General features: G+C 67.5%; 19 protein-coding genes and 1 pseudogene. 10 read left to right on the top strand and 10 right to left on the bottom strand.

Annotated elements, in window-relative coordinates; translation table 11 throughout:
* Nucleotides 1-203: 203 nt before the first annotated feature.
* The gene (locus G3N62_RS12420; protein WP_059556917.1) at nucleotides 204-500 is read right to left on the bottom strand and encodes a cupin domain-containing protein; all 297 of its coding nucleotides are present in this window, start codon (nucleotides 498-500) and stop codon (nucleotides 204-206) included.
* A gap of 420 nt (nucleotides 501-920) precedes the next feature.
* On the opposite strand from G3N62_RS12420, the gene G3N62_RS12415 reads away from it, so the two are divergent.
* From G3N62_RS12415 to G3N62_RS12400, 4 genes are all read left to right on the top strand, one after another.
* Nucleotides 921-1,865: an ABC transporter ATP-binding protein gene (locus tag G3N62_RS12415; RefSeq protein WP_034186209.1), complete on the top strand. Its 945-nt coding sequence runs from the start codon at nucleotides 921-923 to the stop codon at nucleotides 1,863-1,865.
* Nucleotides 1,866-1,868: 3 nt separating this feature from the next.
* Nucleotides 1,869-2,630, top strand: a complete 762-nt coding sequence (locus G3N62_RS12410) for an ABC transporter permease (protein WP_034186063.1) — start codon at nucleotides 1,869-1,871, stop codon at nucleotides 2,628-2,630.
* Between the two features lie 152 nt (nucleotides 2,631-2,782).
* On the top strand, nucleotides 2,783-4,207 hold the full coding sequence (locus tag G3N62_RS12405) for an MFS transporter (protein WP_124669603.1): 1,425 nt from the start codon (nucleotides 2,783-2,785) through the stop codon (nucleotides 4,205-4,207).
* A complete protein-coding gene (locus G3N62_RS12400) occupies nucleotides 4,204-4,443 on the top strand; it encodes a hypothetical protein (protein ID WP_185733059.1) in 240 nt (79 codons plus the stop codon). Before G3N62_RS12405 ends, G3N62_RS12400 begins: the two co-directional genes overlap by 4 nt.
* Nucleotides 4,444-4,488: 45 nt before the next feature.
* Here the strand turns inward: G3N62_RS12400 and G3N62_RS12395 are convergent, their stop codons facing one another.
* The gene (locus tag G3N62_RS12395) at nucleotides 4,489-4,719 is read right to left on the bottom strand and encodes a hypothetical protein (protein ID WP_034186060.1); all 231 of its coding nucleotides are present in this window, start codon (nucleotides 4,717-4,719) and stop codon (nucleotides 4,489-4,491) included.
* A gap of 207 nt (nucleotides 4,720-4,926) precedes the next feature.
* Between G3N62_RS12395 and G3N62_RS12390 the strand changes: the two genes are divergently transcribed.
* The 5 genes and pseudogenes from G3N62_RS12390 to G3N62_RS12370 all read left to right on the top strand — a co-directional run.
* Nucleotides 4,927-5,358, top strand: coding sequence for a YciI family protein (locus G3N62_RS12390; RefSeq protein WP_124669676.1), 432 nt, complete (start codon nucleotides 4,927-4,929; stop codon nucleotides 5,356-5,358).
* Nucleotides 5,359-5,463: 105 nt separating this feature from the next.
* Nucleotides 5,464-6,270, top strand: a complete 807-nt coding sequence (locus tag G3N62_RS12385; protein ID WP_124669602.1) for a DinB family protein — start codon at nucleotides 5,464-5,466, stop codon at nucleotides 6,268-6,270.
* On the top strand, nucleotides 6,267-7,007 hold the full coding sequence (locus tag G3N62_RS12380) for an alpha/beta hydrolase (RefSeq protein ID WP_034186057.1): 741 nt from the start codon (nucleotides 6,267-6,269) through the stop codon (nucleotides 7,005-7,007). The genes G3N62_RS12385 and G3N62_RS12380 overlap by 4 nt, the downstream gene beginning before the upstream one ends.
* 110 nt (nucleotides 7,008-7,117) lie before the next feature.
* Complete coding sequence (locus G3N62_RS12375) at nucleotides 7,118-7,996, top strand: alpha/beta hydrolase family protein (protein WP_175026750.1); 879 nt, start codon at nucleotides 7,118-7,120, stop codon at nucleotides 7,994-7,996.
* Nucleotides 7,993-8,118, top strand: a pseudogene (locus G3N62_RS12370) (LysR family transcriptional regulator); the annotation flags it as partial. The gene G3N62_RS12375 and the pseudogene G3N62_RS12370, both read left to right, overlap by 4 nt.
* Nucleotides 8,119-8,203: 85 nt before the next feature.
* On the opposite strand, the gene G3N62_RS12365 reads toward G3N62_RS12370, so the two are convergent.
* Both G3N62_RS12365 and G3N62_RS12360 read right to left on the bottom strand, forming a co-directional pair.
* Nucleotides 8,204-8,434, bottom strand: coding sequence for a hypothetical protein (locus G3N62_RS12365; RefSeq protein WP_034186208.1), 231 nt, complete (start codon nucleotides 8,432-8,434; stop codon nucleotides 8,204-8,206).
* Nucleotides 8,435-8,641: 207 nt separating this feature from the next.
* On the bottom strand, nucleotides 8,642-9,541 hold the full coding sequence (locus tag G3N62_RS12360; protein WP_034186055.1) for a hypothetical protein: 900 nt from the start codon (nucleotides 9,539-9,541) through the stop codon (nucleotides 8,642-8,644).
* A 78-nt stretch (nucleotides 9,542-9,619) separates the two neighbouring features.
* Here G3N62_RS12360 and G3N62_RS12355 point away from each other — a divergent pair, with 78 nt between their 5' ends.
* Nucleotides 9,620-9,958, top strand: coding sequence for a hypothetical protein (locus G3N62_RS12355; protein ID WP_006493567.1), 339 nt, complete (start codon nucleotides 9,620-9,622; stop codon nucleotides 9,956-9,958).
* A gap of 18 nt (nucleotides 9,959-9,976) precedes the next feature.
* Here G3N62_RS12355 and G3N62_RS12350 read toward each other — a convergent pair whose 3' ends face one another.
* The 6 genes from G3N62_RS12350 to pqqA all read right to left on the bottom strand — a co-directional run bounded on the left by G3N62_RS12350 (nucleotide 9,977) and on the right by pqqA (nucleotide 14,088).
* Nucleotides 9,977-10,723, bottom strand: coding sequence for an energy transducer TonB (locus G3N62_RS12350; RefSeq protein ID WP_124669601.1), 747 nt, complete (start codon nucleotides 10,721-10,723; stop codon nucleotides 9,977-9,979).
* Nucleotides 10,724-10,887: 164 nt separating this feature from the next.
* On the bottom strand, nucleotides 10,888-12,027 hold the full coding sequence (gene pqqE / locus G3N62_RS12345; RefSeq protein ID WP_124669600.1) for a pyrroloquinoline quinone biosynthesis protein PqqE: 1,140 nt from the start codon (nucleotides 12,025-12,027) through the stop codon (nucleotides 10,888-10,890).
* 1 nt (nucleotide 12,028) lies between these two features.
* Nucleotides 12,029-12,310 (bottom strand): pyrroloquinoline quinone biosynthesis peptide chaperone PqqD, encoded by a 282-nt coding sequence (pqqD, locus tag G3N62_RS12340; protein WP_006480620.1) that lies wholly within the window; start codon nucleotides 12,308-12,310, stop codon nucleotides 12,029-12,031.
* On the bottom strand, nucleotides 12,307-13,026 hold the full coding sequence (gene pqqC / locus G3N62_RS12335; RefSeq protein WP_124669599.1) for a pyrroloquinoline-quinone synthase PqqC: 720 nt from the start codon (nucleotides 13,024-13,026) through the stop codon (nucleotides 12,307-12,309). Before pqqC ends, pqqD begins: the two co-directional genes overlap by 4 nt.
* Before the next feature lie 2 nt (nucleotides 13,027-13,028).
* Nucleotides 13,029-13,952, bottom strand: a complete 924-nt coding sequence (pqqB, locus tag G3N62_RS12330; protein ID WP_069705505.1) for a pyrroloquinoline quinone biosynthesis protein PqqB — start codon at nucleotides 13,950-13,952, stop codon at nucleotides 13,029-13,031.
* A gap of 61 nt (nucleotides 13,953-14,013) precedes the next feature.
* The gene (gene pqqA / locus G3N62_RS12325) at nucleotides 14,014-14,088 is read right to left on the bottom strand and encodes a pyrroloquinoline quinone precursor peptide PqqA (protein ID WP_006485436.1); all 75 of its coding nucleotides are present in this window, start codon (nucleotides 14,086-14,088) and stop codon (nucleotides 14,014-14,016) included.
* Nucleotides 14,089-14,209 lie beyond the last annotated feature (121 nt).

Raw genomic sequence — 14,209 nt, 5'->3', positions numbered from 1 at the left:
AAATGGATGCAGAGTTCCAAACGAATGAACCCGCGCGATCCTAGCGTTTACACGGTATTTAACAGATTTTCAAACAGCCTTCATTTTATTTGCTCAGACAAATACCCGGGCTGTGGAACACGCGTTTGAACGGCACTCGCGCAATCCGCGCCGAGCCAGGCCAGGCGGCCTTCAGCGGCCCGCACGCATGTTGCGGCGCAACCTCATACGTCGATGATCGCGAGCGTGCCGTGGCTGCCGGGCAGCACCGCGTGACGTATCCCGGCGCGCGCGAGATACATCTGCCCGGCCCCAACCACCACCGTCTCACCGTCAACCTCGAGCATCAGCGTGCCGTCGAGCACCAGCAGCCCCTCGTTGTAGTCGTGCACTTCCGCGTCGTACGGCTGCGCATCCATGCGCAGCACCTTGATCCGGGCCGGCCCGACCTCGCCGACGATCGTGGATTTCCATGCGGCGGCCTGCGCGGCGGCCACGGACTTGAAATCGACCAAAGACATGCGCCCGCTCCATGAACGATGAAAGGAACGCATTATCGCGAGCGCGATGCGTGCCGTCCCGGTACGGCGCAAGGGTCTTCCGGCAGCACAGTCGAGGTGCCGCAACGGCGGAACCACGGTCGCGGCGGGAATCATGAGAAATGCGGCAAATTGTTCGCTTAATTCAAATAAAGCACGTATTTGCTGATCGAAGTGCGGGCGATTCATGCAAATCCGGCGCCGGCAATACGCGGCCTTTCCACCGGAATGCATTTCGATCTACCGATTGCTAATATGGCGGTCCTGCGATCCCGCACCACAACGTCGTTCGACATGACGCCCGACCGCCATGCCGTCCCCGGTCCCGGCCGCTTCGCAGCGGCGGCGACGCCGGGCACGCGCGGCGCGGCGTCGCGCCGGCCGGCCGTACCACCCGTGAGCATGCAACCGATCCTTTCCGTCTCCGACCTCTCCAAGACTTACGCGTCCGGCTTCCAGGCGCTGAAGCACGTGACCCTCGACATCCGCCCCGGCGAGATCTTCGCGCTGCTCGGGCCGAACGGCGCCGGCAAGACCACGCTGATCGGCTCGATCTGCGGCATCGTCACGCCGACCGAAGGCCGCGTGACGGTCGGCGGTCACGACATCCGCGATCAATACCGCGCGGCCCGCGAAATGATCGGCCTCGTGCCGCAGGAGCTGACCACCGACGCGTTCGAAAGCGTCTGGGCGACCGTGTCGTTCAGCCGCGGGCTGTTCGGCAAGGCGCCCGATCCCGCGTATATCGAGAAGACGCTGAAGGCGTTGTCGCTGTGGGACAAGCGCGACAACAAGCTGATGACGCTGTCGGGCGGCATGAAGCGCCGCGTGATGATCGCGAAGGCGCTGTCGCACGAGCCGCGCATCCTGTTCCTCGACGAGCCGACGGCCGGCGTCGACGTCGAGCTGCGCCGCGACATGTGGAAGCTCGTCGATTCGCTGCGCGAAAGCGGCGTGACGATCCTGCTGACCACGCACTACATCGAGGAAGCCGAAGAGATGGCCGACCGGATCGGCATCATCCTCGGCGGCGAGCTCGTGCTCGTCGAGGAAAAACGCGAGCTGATGCGCAAGCTCGGCAAGAAGCAGCTGACCGTGCAACTCGAGCACCCGCTCGCGGAGGTGCCGCCCGCGCTCGCGCCGTTCGGGCTCGAACGCGCGGACGACGGCGCCGCGCTCGTCTACACGTACGACTCGCAGCGCGACGACGCGAGCATCGCGAAACTGATCGGCGCGCTCGGCTCGGCCGGCATCGGCTTTCGCGACCTGCACACGACGCAGAGCTCGCTCGAGGACATCTTCGTCAGCCTGATCGACAACCGCCGCAACGGCGTGCAAGGAGCCTGACGCATGAACTGGCATGGAATCCGCGCGATCTACCGCGCAGAAATGGCCCGCACGCGCCGCACGCTGATGCAGAGCATCATCGCGCCGGTGATCTCGACGTCGCTGTATTTCGTCGTGTTCGGCTCCGCGATCGGCTCGCGCATCAGCGACGTGAACGGGATCGGCTACGGGTCGTTCATCGTGCCGGGGCTCGTGATGCTGTCGCTGCTGTCGCAGAGCATCTCGAACGCATCGTTCGGCATCTACTTCCCGCGCTTCACCGGCACGATCTACGAGATCCTGTCCGCGCCCGTGTCGTACTGGGAGATCGTGATCGCCTACGTCGGCGCCGCCGCGTCGAAGTCGATGCTGCTCGGCGTGATCATCCTCGCCACGGCCGGCCTGTTCGTGCCGCTGCACATCCTGCATCCGTTCTGGATGGTGCTGTTCCTCGTGCTGACGGCGATCACGTTCAGCCTGTTCGGCTTCGTGATCGGCATCTGGGCCGACAGCTTCGAGAAGCTGCAGCTCGTGCCGTTGCTGATCATCACGCCGCTCACGTTCCTCGGCGGCAGCTTCTACTCGGTCGACATGCTGCCGCCCGCATGGCGCGTCGTCACGCTGTTCAACCCGATCGTCTACCTGATCAGCGGTTTCCGCTGGTCGTTCTACGGGCTGGCCGACGTACACGTGTGGATCAGCCTCGCCGCGACCGGGCTGTTCCTCGTGATCCTGCTCGCGATCGTCGCGTGGATGTTCCGCACCGGATACAAGCTGAAGAATTGACGGCGCACGCGCCGCCGCGCCGATGACGCATTTGGGCAAGCAGGCGGCGTTTTTCCTCTGATGCGGCAGTTTGTGGTCGCGTCTACTGAACGTGAAGCATCGGGGCCCTGGAGCATGCGCTGCGCGGCCCCTTTTTCATTTCAGAGGACGCCATGCCCGCCGCCACCGCTCCCGTCTCCGCCGCCGCCCGGCTCGAACGCCTGCCGTTCTCCGGCTATCACAAGCGCATCTTCTTCATCATCGCGATCGCGTTCTTCTTCGACTCGGTCGACCTCGGCACGATGACGTTCGTGCTCGGCTCGATCCGCAAGGAGTTCGGGCTGTCGACCGCGGCCGCCGGCCTCGTCGCGAGCGCGAGCTTCTTCGGGATGGTGCTCGGCGCGGCCGTCGCCGGCCTGCTCGCCGACCGCTTCGGCCGCCGGCCCGTGTTCCAGTGGAGCATGGTGCTGTGGGGTGCCGCGTCGTACCTGTGCTCGACCGCGCAGAGCGTCGACGCGCTGATCGTCTACCGCGTGCTGCTCGGCATCGGGATGGGCATGGAATTCCCGGTCGCGCAGACGCTGCTGTCCGAGTTCGTGCCGACCGAGAAGCGCGGCCGCCTGATCGCGCTGATGGACGGCTTCTGGCCGCTCGGCTTCATCACGGCCGGCGTCGTCGCGTACTTCGTGCTGCCGCAGTTCGGTTGGCGCACCGTGTTCGCGCTGCTCGCGATTCCCGCGGTATTCGTGCTCGTCGTGCGCCGCATCGTGCCCGAATCGCCGCGCTGGCTCGAGCACGCGGGCCGGCACGCGGAAGCCGACACGGTGATGCACGCGATCGAGGCGAAAGTGATGCGCTCGGCCGGCGTCACGACGCTGCCGCCGCCGTCGCGACTCGCGGAACCGGTCGTCGCACGCGGCCACGGCGCGCTGCGCGAGATCTGGAGCGGCGTGTACCGTCGCCGCACGGTGATGGTGTGGCTGCTGTGGTTCTTCGCGCTGCTCGGCTTCTACGGCCTCACGTCGTGGCTCGGCGCCCTGCTGCAGCAAGCCGGCTTCGAAGTCACGAAATCGGTGTTCTATACGGTACTGATCTCGCTGGGCGGCGTGCCGGGGTTCCTGTGCGCCGCATGGCTCGTCGAGCGCTGGGGGCGCAAGCCGACCTGCATCGCGTCGCTGATCGGCGGCGGCGCGATGGCGTATGCCTACGGCCAGAGCGCGCTGTACGGCGGCAGCACGACGCTGCTGATCGTCACGGGCCTCGCGATGCAGTTCTTCCTGTTCGGGATGTGGGCCGCGCTGTACACGTACACGCCCGAACTGTATGGCACCGGCGCGCGTGCGACGGGGTCGGGCTTCGCGTCGGCGGTCGGACGCGTCGGTTCGCTGATCGGGCCTTACGTGGTCGGTGTCGTGCTGCCGATCTTCGGCCAGGGCGGCGTGTTCACGCTCGGTGCGCTGTCGTTCGTCGCGGCGGCGATCGCCGTGTGGACGCTCGGGATCGAGACGAAGGGCCTCGCGCTGGAACAACTGGCGGCCGGCGACGCGGCCGGGGGCAGCGGCCGGTATCCGGCGGCGGCGGCGGATAAGGTGTCGTGATCGCCGGGGTTCGCTTTCAGGCCGGGAACGCGTTCAGCGCCGTTCCCGGCCGCTGCGTCAACCGTCAGGCTTCGCGCCCGTGGCCGGTCATCCTCGAATCGATCCGGCGCCCGGACGACCTGCCGTCGCTCGCGCGCGTGGCGAACGCGCCGCGGCGGATCCCGGCACCCGATCTCGGCCTCTTCCTGCCGATACCCGGCGCGACGATCGCGCACCGCGAAGCCGCCGCCGCGTAAGCCGCGGAGGCGGCAATTCAACGATAAGGGTGCGGCCGGTGCCGGTCAGGCACCGGCGACGACGAACTCTTCGGCCGCCTTGCGCTGGACCGCGGCCATCACGGCCAGTTCGCGCTTGCTGCGCGTGTCGCCGGACACGACACCGGTCGCGTGCTTCGCCTTCGCACCCAGCGGGAAAAACACAAACGACGCGCCGGCCGGCGCGGCCGGTTCCGCACGCAGGCGCTTGTTCAGGATCTTCAGGTACTTCTTCTTCGAGACTTCCTTAGCAGCCATGGCACCCTCCGCGTCGACGTGGTGAAGATCAGCATACCAGTTTTGGTGATGCGCTCCGCGGCGGCGGCCGCCAGTTCGCCCTTCGCGGAAAATGCTTCGCGCGCGCTGTCGATACGCGTCCTTCTCGTACGTCGTGTTGTCGTAACCGATCGTTTTGCCGTCGATGCGGCCGGCGGTTCCCCCATTCATTTTTCAGGAGATACGACAATGCGCGTCCTGGTCATCGTCAAAGCCACCGCCGATTCCGAGTCCGGCCGGATGCCCGACACCGAAAGCATGGCCGAAATGGGCCGCTTCAATGAGGAACTGGTCAAGGCCGGCATCCTCCTCGACGCGGACGGGCTGCGCCCCAGCAGCCACGGCAAGCGTGTGCATTTCTCCGGCACGCATCGCTCCGTCGTCGACGGCCCGTTCGCCGAAACGAAGGAACTCGTCGCCGGCTACTGGCTATGGCAGGTGAAATCGATGGAAGAAGCCGTCGAATGGGTGAAGCGCTGCCCGAACCCGATGCCGGGCGACTCCGACATCGAGATCCGCCCGCTGTTCGAAGCCGAGGATTTCGGCGACGCGCTCACCCCCGAACTGAAGGAACAGGAAGCGCGGATGCGCGCGGAAGTCGACGCGCGGCAGAAGTCCTGAGCAGCAGGCGGGCACGCGCCTCGCGCGTGTCCGGAGACGCCGGTTGACGAGCACCCGATTAGTAACGTATCGTTTTGATACGTTACTAATCGAAACCCGTTCGTCATGCATTCCCGTTTCGACCGTTTCCGCACGACCGCGCTCGGCGCCCAGCTCGAAGCGTTGATCGAACAGCCCGAGCGCTATCTCGAGTTCGCCGCGCTGTCGCGCGTCGGCGTCGCCGCGATCGGCGCGATCCAGGACGAGATCGCGCGCAAATTCCCCGAAATCGAAGCGGACACGACGGCTCGCCAGTTCTGCGGCGCGATGGTCGCGGAAGTCATGCGCCGTCACGGTCACGAGGTCGTGCAGGCGCGCGGGCGGCTCGGCGGCGCGCTGTTCAGCTACGGTGCGGTGTTCAGCCCGTTTCCGCGGCGGCTGCCGTTCGCCGACGTCGCCGCCGCGCTGGCCCGCATGCCCGACCGGCTCGCCGCGTATGCCGCGCGGGTGCCGGTCGCGCTGCGCACGCGCCGCCCGACCGGTACCGGCTTCTCGCTCGTCGAACACGCGTACCACCTGCGCGACCTCGACGCCGTGTTCGCCGAGCGCATCGAGGTCGTGCGTACGGCCGAATTGCCCGTGATCGAGTCGGTCGATGGTACCGCCCTCGCCGCGCAGCGCGACTATCTTGCGCAGCCGCTCGCCCCCGCGGTCGACGCATTCCGATCGGGTCGCGCCGCGCTGTGCGCCACGGCCGCCGCGCTGGAACCGTCGCAACGCGCGCGCTGCGGGCTGCGCGACGGGATCCGCCGGATGTCGCTCGACGAACTCGTGCGCGAACTGCTCGACCACGACCGCACGCACATGCTCGAACTCGACGAACTGCTCGCCGAACTCGCGTTGCCGCCCCTGCCCTCCGTATCCGCCGAATGACCCAGCCCGCGCCCGTCGTCTTCATTCACGGTTTCATCGGCACGTTCGACGTGCGCGGATGGAACGGCCCGCATCTCGCGCCCGACCTGCTCGGCTACGGCGCGCATCGCGCAACCCCGTTCGATGCGATCTCGCTTGCCGCACAGGTCGAACACGTGCGCCGGACCGTCGCCACGCATTTCGGCGCGCAGCCGGTCGATATCGTCGGCCATTCGGTCGGCGGCGCGATCGCGATGCTGTTCGCGCATGCACATCCTGAATGCGTGCGGCATGTCGTCAACGTCGAAGGCAACTTCACGCTCGACGATGCGTTCTGGTCGGCGGCGGTCGGCCGCATGACGCCCGACGAGGCCGACGCGATGCTCGACGGCCTGCGCGCCGCCCCGCTCGACTGGCTGCGCGGCGCGATCGACGCACCGTCGCCGAGCCAGCTCGACGCCGCACGCCGCTGGCTCGCGCATCAGCCGGCATCGACGCTGCGCGCGATGGGCCGCTCGGTGGTCGCGACGACCGGCGCTCCCGGCTACCTGCAGGCGCTCGCGCAAGTCTTCGAGCGTCACGGCGTCTGGCTGGTCGCCGGCGAACGCTCGCGCGCGGGCTGGCACGTGCCCGACTGGGCGCTCGCGCGCTGTGCGGGCTTCGACACGATCGCAGGCTGCGGTCACCTGATCGCGGCCGAGCAGCCCGATGCGTTTCGCGCCGCCATCGAGCGCATCGTCGCCGCGCCGCCCACCTGACAACCCGTAGGATTCACCGAAATTTGTCTGAAAGGCACGGTTGCTAGAGTCGCCTGAACAGGGTTTTCCCGGTGCCCGGCGCCGGACCGAGTCGACACATGCGAGGATCGATGAACCTGGCACGTACCTTCTGGCTGCTTCTGCTGCTCGCCGTCACGAGCCCTGCGTTCGCGTTTCACGCGCGGGTCGTCGCGATCCCGAGCGCCGCGATGCACGAGACGCTGAAGGCGACCGTCGTGCTGCCCGACGATTACACGCACGGCAACCGCGGCGACGAACGCTATCCGGTCGTCTATCTGCTGCACGGCTCCGGCGGCGACCATACCGACTGGACGTCGAACACGCGCATCGCCGCGCTGGCCGACCGCTATCACGCGATCCTCGTGATGCCCGACGGCGGACACGAAAGCTGGTACATCGACAGCCCGTTCGATTCGGGCAGCCGCTACGAAACCTTCATCGGCGACGAAGTCGTGTCCTACGTCGATCTGCATTTCCGCACGATCGCGACGCAGCACGCGCGCGCGATCACGGGGCTCAGCATGGGCGGCTTCGGAGCGCTGCGCATCGCACTCGACCGGCCCGACACGTTCGGCGCGGTCGGCAGCATCAGCGGCGCGGTCGATCCGCGCTGCTGCGCGGACGAGCCGGGCATCGACCACGTATTCGGCGATCCCGTGCGCCATCCGTCGTTCTGGAACCGCAACGTGATCGTCGAAAGCGCGCGCGCGTTCGTCCGTGCGCATCTCGACCTGACGATCGATTGCGGTCGCGACGATTCATTCGTCGACTCGAACCGCACGCTGCACGAACGGCTCGTCGCGCTCGGCGTGCCGCACGACTATACGGAACGGCCCGGCGGTCATACCTGGGATTACTGGGCGAACGCGATCCGCTACCAGATGCGGTTCTTCGCGACGTCGTTCCAGCATCGCGGCTACGCGTACCGCCCAGCGCCTGCCGCGCCGGGCATGACGCGCGCGGGCTGACGCACGCGCCGCGCGACAACCCGGCAGGCCTGCCTGTCTTCGTCGCCGTCGCGCGCGAGCGTAGCTTCACGCGTGCGGCCGCCCGACTCGGCGTGCCGCAATCGGCACTCGGTTACACGATGATGGATTGACAGGCCGGGCAACCCGCTCGCATGAAGCGGTACGCACGCGGCCCGGCGTGCGAAGACAACGGCGGAAACGGATCGGTCAGTTGCCGTGCGTGGCGTCCGCGCCGACGACGCGATCGAAGCATTCCTGTGCACGCGCCAGTTCGTCGAGCGCGCGATCGAGGCGCGACATCGCACGTGCGTATTCGGCCGACGAACCGTCGTCGTCGCTTTCGCCGCGCACCGCGCGAAACGCCTGATCGACGTTGCGCGTGGCTTCGACGAAGCGCTGTGCGGCCTGCGCTTCCCGCGAACAGATGTGGGTCGACATCGACACTCCTCCCTCAGGATTGCAGTGTGAAGCACGCCGACGCTCAGTGTACGTGGTGCGCATGTCGTCGGCGTGAACCACGACCCATCGCGTATCGACGCATCGGCCGCCGCGCAGCGCGCTTCGTGCCGATTGTCCCTCTGCGCTCGCCGATCCGCCACGGCGAGATTGCAACAAATTCTTGCGCGGCCTGCCGCGCGCCTGGCGTCACGCGCGCCCGATACGCGGATGCGCAAGCCCTGCAAACGCAGCCGCGTCGCCCGGCGACAGGTCGAACAGATCGCCGGTGAGATCGCGCGGATGCTCGACGGCCGGCCGGTTGCGCATACGCGCCACATGGGCGGGCGCAACATACGCGGCCGCCGTTTCGATCGGCGGCACGTCGAACAGATCGCGCGTGACGCCGCGCACGGCGTCCGTCGGCGAACGGCCGCGCAGGCGCGCGACGAGCTCGACGAAGCGATCGAAATCGCCCGCGCGCGTGGCCTTGTTCACTTCCGCGAGATCGCGCGCCTTCAGCACGCACGGCTGCGCGAGCCGCACGAAATACGGCGCTTCGAGCTCGACCGACAACGCGAGCGGATAGCTCTTGCCCGTCTGCTCCCTCGCCCGCCCGACGCAATCGACCACGGCCGCACCCTGTGCGGCGCCGAGCGGCTTGCCGGTGCTCACGCTGCGCAGATGATCGGGAAACACGCGCAGCTGCGTGCCGACCGTCAGCGCGGTGGACGACGCACACACGAGTGCGTAGTGCTGTTCGCGGCGCCGGCCCGACGGCAACGTCGAGCGGCTGGCGATGAACGTATGCGGCGGCAACGGCCGCACCTGCCCGCTTGCGTCGACCCATGCATTCCACAGCAGCGCGTCCTTGCGCTCGCCCGCTCGCGGGCGCGACGCGACCGGCGAAAACAACGCGAGCAACGAGCCCGTGCGATGCGCGGCGACTTGCGCGCTGCTGCCGAGCGGCTGGTTGATGCCCCACAGAAAACGCCCGCCCCCGAGCCGGCGCTCCCATTCCTTGCGGAGCACGACGGTCGGCAGTTCCTCGCCGGACTCGGTACCGATCTTGGTCCAGCAGAACGTGGGAGGGAGGTGTTTCAGTGTCATCAACTTTCTCGGGATACAGCTTCGCTGGTGACAGCAAGCCCATTCAACAGCCGTAACTGTATAGGTATAATGCATCGCATGGAAGCCCCGGACCAAGATTTTCCCGTTCAAGACCTGTTGCGCCGCCTGCTGGCAGACACACGCTCGTCCAGCGAAATAGCGCGACTTTCCGGGGTCAGCCAGCCGACCGTGTCGCGCCTGCGGCTGTCGAACGGACGGCGGCTGCGCCGCAGCGCGCCATTCAACAAGCTATGCAGTTTCTATGGCGTCGATACGGAGCCGTCGCGCCGGCGCTACAACGACCTGCTGCGCGACGCGATCGTCGACGCGTGGGACGGGTCGGACGAGCACGGACGCGCGCTGCTGGTCGTGATCCAGGGGCTGAAGGATTTGCAGGCGAAGGCGGATGACGGGTGATGTCGCCAGAGTGCCCGGTCATTCATCGAGAGTGAACGTGATCGGCACGCGCGCCCGCATCGGCAGCGGCGTGCCGTTCTCGACCTGCGCAGCGCAGCGGCTCTCCAGCACCGCGTCGCGCGCCGCCGCATCGAGGCGCGGAAAACCGCTGCCGGTCACGACACGCGCAGCGACCACCCGGCCGGCCGCATCGGTTACCAGTTCGACGAGTACGGTGCCGTGCTCGCCCGTACGCAACGACTGCGGCGGGTAGCCGGGGGTGGCCAGCGCACAGTCGGGATGCGCGACGAAGCGCGGCGTCGCGGGCGCCGGTAAGGTCTGCGATTCGGATCGTGCCTGCCTGGTGTCGGGATGCGCGTCGTCGTGCGGCGTGACGCTTCGCTCGCTTGCCGTCGCGGACGGCACGGGTGGCGACGGCGCCGCCGCATCGCGTGCCGGCGGCCGGGTTCGATCCGGTGCGGCGGGTTGGATCGTCGGCAGCTTGCTGCTCACCGGCGAGCGAGGCGCGGACACCGTGCGATGTGTCGCGTGCGACGCAGCCCTCGAATTCGCCGCGGCAGCCGCCGCCGTCGGCACTGCCGGTGCCGGCGCAATCAGCGTCGCCACCATCACCCGGCGTTGCACGGTCACGCCGCGCACGGCCGGTTCGCGGGCGAGCAGGATCAATACGCCCACATGCAGCACACAGGTCGCGGCGATCGCCAACGCGATACGCACGCCGCCAGGGTCGACGAGATCGTGGAGGGCGCCGCGCGCCCCGTTCATCCTTCGAATACCCGCATCAGCCGCACGCATCACGCACTCCGTCCCGCGTTCAGCCTTCGTTGCGCACGAAATTGCGCCAGATATATCTGGAGGACTGCGTATCGATCGTTCAGACATCCATTGCGTCGCGCTGCCTCACCCGGGCTCGTCCTGACCGCGCCCCGTCAGCCGTCGCACGCCGCGCCGCCTTGCGCGAGCGAATTCTCCTTGCTGCGAAACACCAGCGGCCGTTCGTCGCGCGGCGCGCGACGTCGCGCGAACTGCACGGCCTGTTCGACCTGGCCGTGATGGGCGGACTTCTCGCACACCGGGTCGGCCTCGTTCGGATCGCCCGTCAGCAGGTATGCCTGACACCGGCAACCGCCGTGATCCGCATGCCGCTCGTCGCACGTGCGACACGTTTCGCGCATCCAGTCGTCGCCTCGAAACGCGTTGAACGCGTCGCTGTCGTACCAGATTTCCCGCAGTGACCGGTCACGCACGTTCGGCAACGCGAGCCCCGGCAGCGACCGCGCGGCATGGCACGGCAGCGCGGTGCCGTCCGGCGCGACGCCGAGAAACACCGAACCCCAGCCGTTCATGCAGGCCTTCGGGCGGCGCTCGAAATAGTCGGGCACGACGAACAGGATCTTGCAGCGCTCTCCGATCAGCTTGCGATAGCGGTTGACCGTATCCTCGGCCTCGCGCACCTGCTCGACGGTCGGCATCAACTGGTCGCGATTGAGCATCGCCCAGCCGTAGTACTGCGTGTTCGCGAGCTCCAGGTAATCGGCGCCGAGGTCGAGCGCCATCTCGATGATCTGTCCCACGTGCGGCAGGTTGTAGCGATGCAGCACGCAGTTGAGCACCATCGGGTAACCGTGCGCCTTGATCAGCCGCGCCACGTCGCGCTTCAGTTCGAACGTGCGCGTGCTGGTCAGGAAATCGTTCAGCTCGCGCGTCGAATCCTGCAGCGACAACTGGATGTGGTCGAGCCCGGCGGCCTTGAGCCGCTCGATGCGCGCGACGTTCAGCCCGATGCCCGACGTGATCAGGTTCGTATAGAAGCCAAGCCCGCGCGCATGCGCGACGAGCGTCTCGAGGTCGCCGCGCTGCAGCGGTTCGCCGCCCGAGAACCCGATTTGCGCGGCACCGAGCGCGCGCGCATCGCTGATGACCGTGCGCCACGTGTCGGTGTCGAGTTCCGCGCCGTGCGTCGCGAAGTCGACCGGGTTGTAGCAGAACGCGCAGTGCAGCGGACAGCGGTACGTGAGTTCCGCGAGCAGCCACAGCGGCGCGGACGGACGGGAGGTGTCGGACGTCATGTCAGTCGAGCCAGCCGCGCAGTCGCGCATGATCGAGGAAACGGTAGACGTCGGTCGCGAGATCCGATTGCATGAACAGGCGCTCGAGCTCGCCGATGATGTCGTCCAGTTCGCGCGTGCCGTCGCAGCGCGCGAGAATCTCGCCCGCACTCGGGTTCAGCTTGACCATGCCCTCCGGATAGAGCAGCACGTACGCATCCTGGGCCGCCTCCCATTGCAGGCGGTACATGCCCCTGAGGCAGGGGCGCAGCGGCACGCCGCTGGCGGCTTCGATCGCATTCATAACGGGTAGGCCTTTTCGACGGCGTCGAGCATCGACCACAGGATGTCGAGCTTGAATTGCAGAATGCCGAGCGCGCGCTGCTGCGCTTCCGGTGTCGTGAAATGCGCGAGCGTGACCGCGAGCCCGTGCTCGACGTCGCGCTGCGCGAGCGGCACGCGACTGCGGAAGTAATGCAGCCCGGCCGGCTCGATCCACGGGTAATGCGACGGCCAGCCCGCGAGCCGGTCGAGATGGATCTGCGGCGCGAACATCTCGGTCAGCGACGAGCACACCGCCTCCTGCCATGGCGCGCGCCGCGCGAAGTTTACGTACGCATCCACCGCGAAACGCACGCCGGGCAGCACGTGTTCGAGCGACCACAGTTCGTCTTGCTCGAGACCGCATGCCTCGCCGAGACGCACCCACGCCTCGATGCCGCCTGCGTTGTCGCCCTGCCCGTCGTGGTCGATCAGCCGCTGGATCCAGCGGCGCCGCGTCTCGCGATCCGGGCAGTTCGACAGGATCGCCGCGTCCTTGAGCGGGATGCAGATCTGGTAGTAGAAGCGGTTCGCGACCCAGCCGCGAATCTGCGTGGGCGAACAGGCGCCGCCGTTGAGCCGCCGGTTGAACGGATGATGGATGTGATAGCGCGATTCGAGCGCACGCAGGCGCGCCTCGAATTCGGTCGCGGTCCAGGGCGTCGCGTGCAACGCCGTAGCGGGGATCGGTGCGTTCATCGTCAGACCTGGAATTGCATGCCGTCGTGCGCGACATCGATGCCATGCGCGCGCAGGTGCGCGTGTTCGACGGAATGCGGATCGAGAATCGGGTTCGTGTTGTTGATGTGCGTGAGCACCTTGCGCGTTCGCGCGGGCAACCTGTCGAGCCAGTCGATCATGCCGGGCCGCCCGTGTTCCGCGCACTGCGCGAGATGTCCCATGTCGGACGCGTGCTTGCCCGACAGGCCGAGATCGATCATCTCGGTCCCGGTCCAGAAGGTGCCGTCTACCAGCACGAGATCGGCGCCGTCCATTGCCGCGCGTACGTCGTCGGTGACCGACGCGAGTCCCGGCGCATAGAAGGCGCGCCGCCCGCTCGCGACGTCTTCGATCGACAGCGCGATGTTGTCGCCGGGCGCGGCCGACGCGCGCCGCGGCGAATAAGGCGGCGGCTTGCTGTCGACGGCAATCGCGGTGAAACGGATCCCGCTCGCCGCCGGCACCGCAAACGGCTCGCCGGGCACGATCGTGTGCGAGGCAACGCCGCAGTAATGGCCGAGCAGCGGCACGAGCGGCAAGCCGGTCGACAGGTCGTCGAGTACCGGCGCGCTCGCGTAGAGCGGCAGCGGCGTCGAGCGCTCGCGCAGCATCAGCAGGCCTGTCACGTGATCGATCTGCGCGTCGCACAGCACGACGGCGGCGATGCCGCTGTCGCGGATCGCGCGCGCCGGTTGCAGGTCCGGCGCCGCGCGCAACTGGGAAAGAATGTCGGGCGACGCGTTGACCAGAACCCAGTCGATGCCGTCGTCGCTGACCGCGATCGACGACTGCGTGCGCGACAGCACGTGGCCGCTTCCGCTGCGCGCACGGCGGCAGTTCGCACAATTGCAGTTCCATTGCGGCAGGCCGCCGCCGGCTCCCGAGCCGAGTATCTTGATCTTCATGGGCGTCAGCTCCCGAGACCGCCCGCGCCGACCACGGCGAAGCGGGCGGCACGCGCGGCGATCAGCGGTTGGCGATGTACATCGTGATTTCGAAGCCGAAGCGCAGGTCGGTGTAAGACGGTGTCGTCCACTGCATGGTGTGTCTCCTGTCGAGTTGAGGATTGATGCGTTGCCGGATGAGTCGAACGACCGCGGCAATCGAGCGGTCGGTTACTCTTCAGCAAGGAGCGTGCCGAAGCCGTATTTCGGCGGTGCGG

Origin of the sequence: Burkholderia sp. Tr-20355, assembly GCF_017104685.1 — a bacterium.
In the GTDB taxonomy this organism is placed as follows: domain Bacteria; phylum Pseudomonadota; class Gammaproteobacteria; order Burkholderiales; family Burkholderiaceae; genus Burkholderia; species Burkholderia seminalis.
The sequence above is the reverse complement of the archived record's forward strand: the minus strand, read 5'-3'. Positions and strand labels throughout refer to the sequence as shown.

Coding starts and splice junctions, on each gene's coding strand:
- G3N62_RS12420 (WP_059556917.1), bottom strand. CDS start 500: ATGTCTTTGGTCGATTTCAAGTCCGTGGCCGCCGCGCAGGCCGCCGCA.
- G3N62_RS12415 (WP_034186209.1), top strand. CDS start 921: ATGCAACCGATCCTTTCCGTCTCCGACCTCTCCAAGACTTACGCGTCC.
- G3N62_RS12410 (WP_034186063.1), top strand. CDS start 1,869: ATGAACTGGCATGGAATCCGCGCGATCTACCGCGCAGAAATGGCCCGC.
- G3N62_RS12405 (WP_124669603.1), top strand. CDS start 2,783: ATGCCCGCCGCCACCGCTCCCGTCTCCGCCGCCGCCCGGCTCGAACGC.
- G3N62_RS12395 (WP_034186060.1), bottom strand. CDS start 4,719: ATGGCTGCTAAGGAAGTCTCGAAGAAGAAGTACCTGAAGATCCTGAAC.
- G3N62_RS12390 (WP_124669676.1), top strand. CDS start 4,927: ATGCGCGTCCTGGTCATCGTCAAAGCCACCGCCGATTCCGAGTCCGGC.
- G3N62_RS12385 (WP_124669602.1), top strand. CDS start 5,464: ATGCATTCCCGTTTCGACCGTTTCCGCACGACCGCGCTCGGCGCCCAG.
- G3N62_RS12380 (WP_034186057.1), top strand. CDS start 6,267: ATGACCCAGCCCGCGCCCGTCGTCTTCATTCACGGTTTCATCGGCACG.
- G3N62_RS12375 (WP_175026750.1), top strand. CDS start 7,118: ATGAACCTGGCACGTACCTTCTGGCTGCTTCTGCTGCTCGCCGTCACG.
- G3N62_RS12365 (WP_034186208.1), bottom strand. CDS start 8,434: ATGTCGACCCACATCTGTTCGCGGGAAGCGCAGGCCGCACAGCGCTTC.
- G3N62_RS12360 (WP_034186055.1), bottom strand. CDS start 9,541: ATGACACTGAAACACCTCCCTCCCACGTTCTGCTGGACCAAGATCGGT.
- G3N62_RS12355 (WP_006493567.1), top strand. CDS start 9,620: ATGGAAGCCCCGGACCAAGATTTTCCCGTTCAAGACCTGTTGCGCCGC.
- G3N62_RS12350 (WP_124669601.1), bottom strand. CDS start 10,723: ATGAACGGGGCGCGCGGCGCCCTCCACGATCTCGTCGACCCTGGCGGC.
- pqqE (WP_124669600.1), bottom strand. CDS start 12,027: ATGACGTCCGACACCTCCCGTCCGTCCGCGCCGCTGTGGCTGCTCGCG.
- pqqD (WP_006480620.1), bottom strand. CDS start 12,310: ATGAATGCGATCGAAGCCGCCAGCGGCGTGCCGCTGCGCCCCTGCCTC.
- pqqC (WP_124669599.1), bottom strand. CDS start 13,026: ATGAACGCACCGATCCCCGCTACGGCGTTGCACGCGACGCCCTGGACC.
- pqqB (WP_069705505.1), bottom strand. CDS start 13,952: ATGAAGATCAAGATACTCGGCTCGGGAGCCGGCGGCGGCCTGCCGCAA.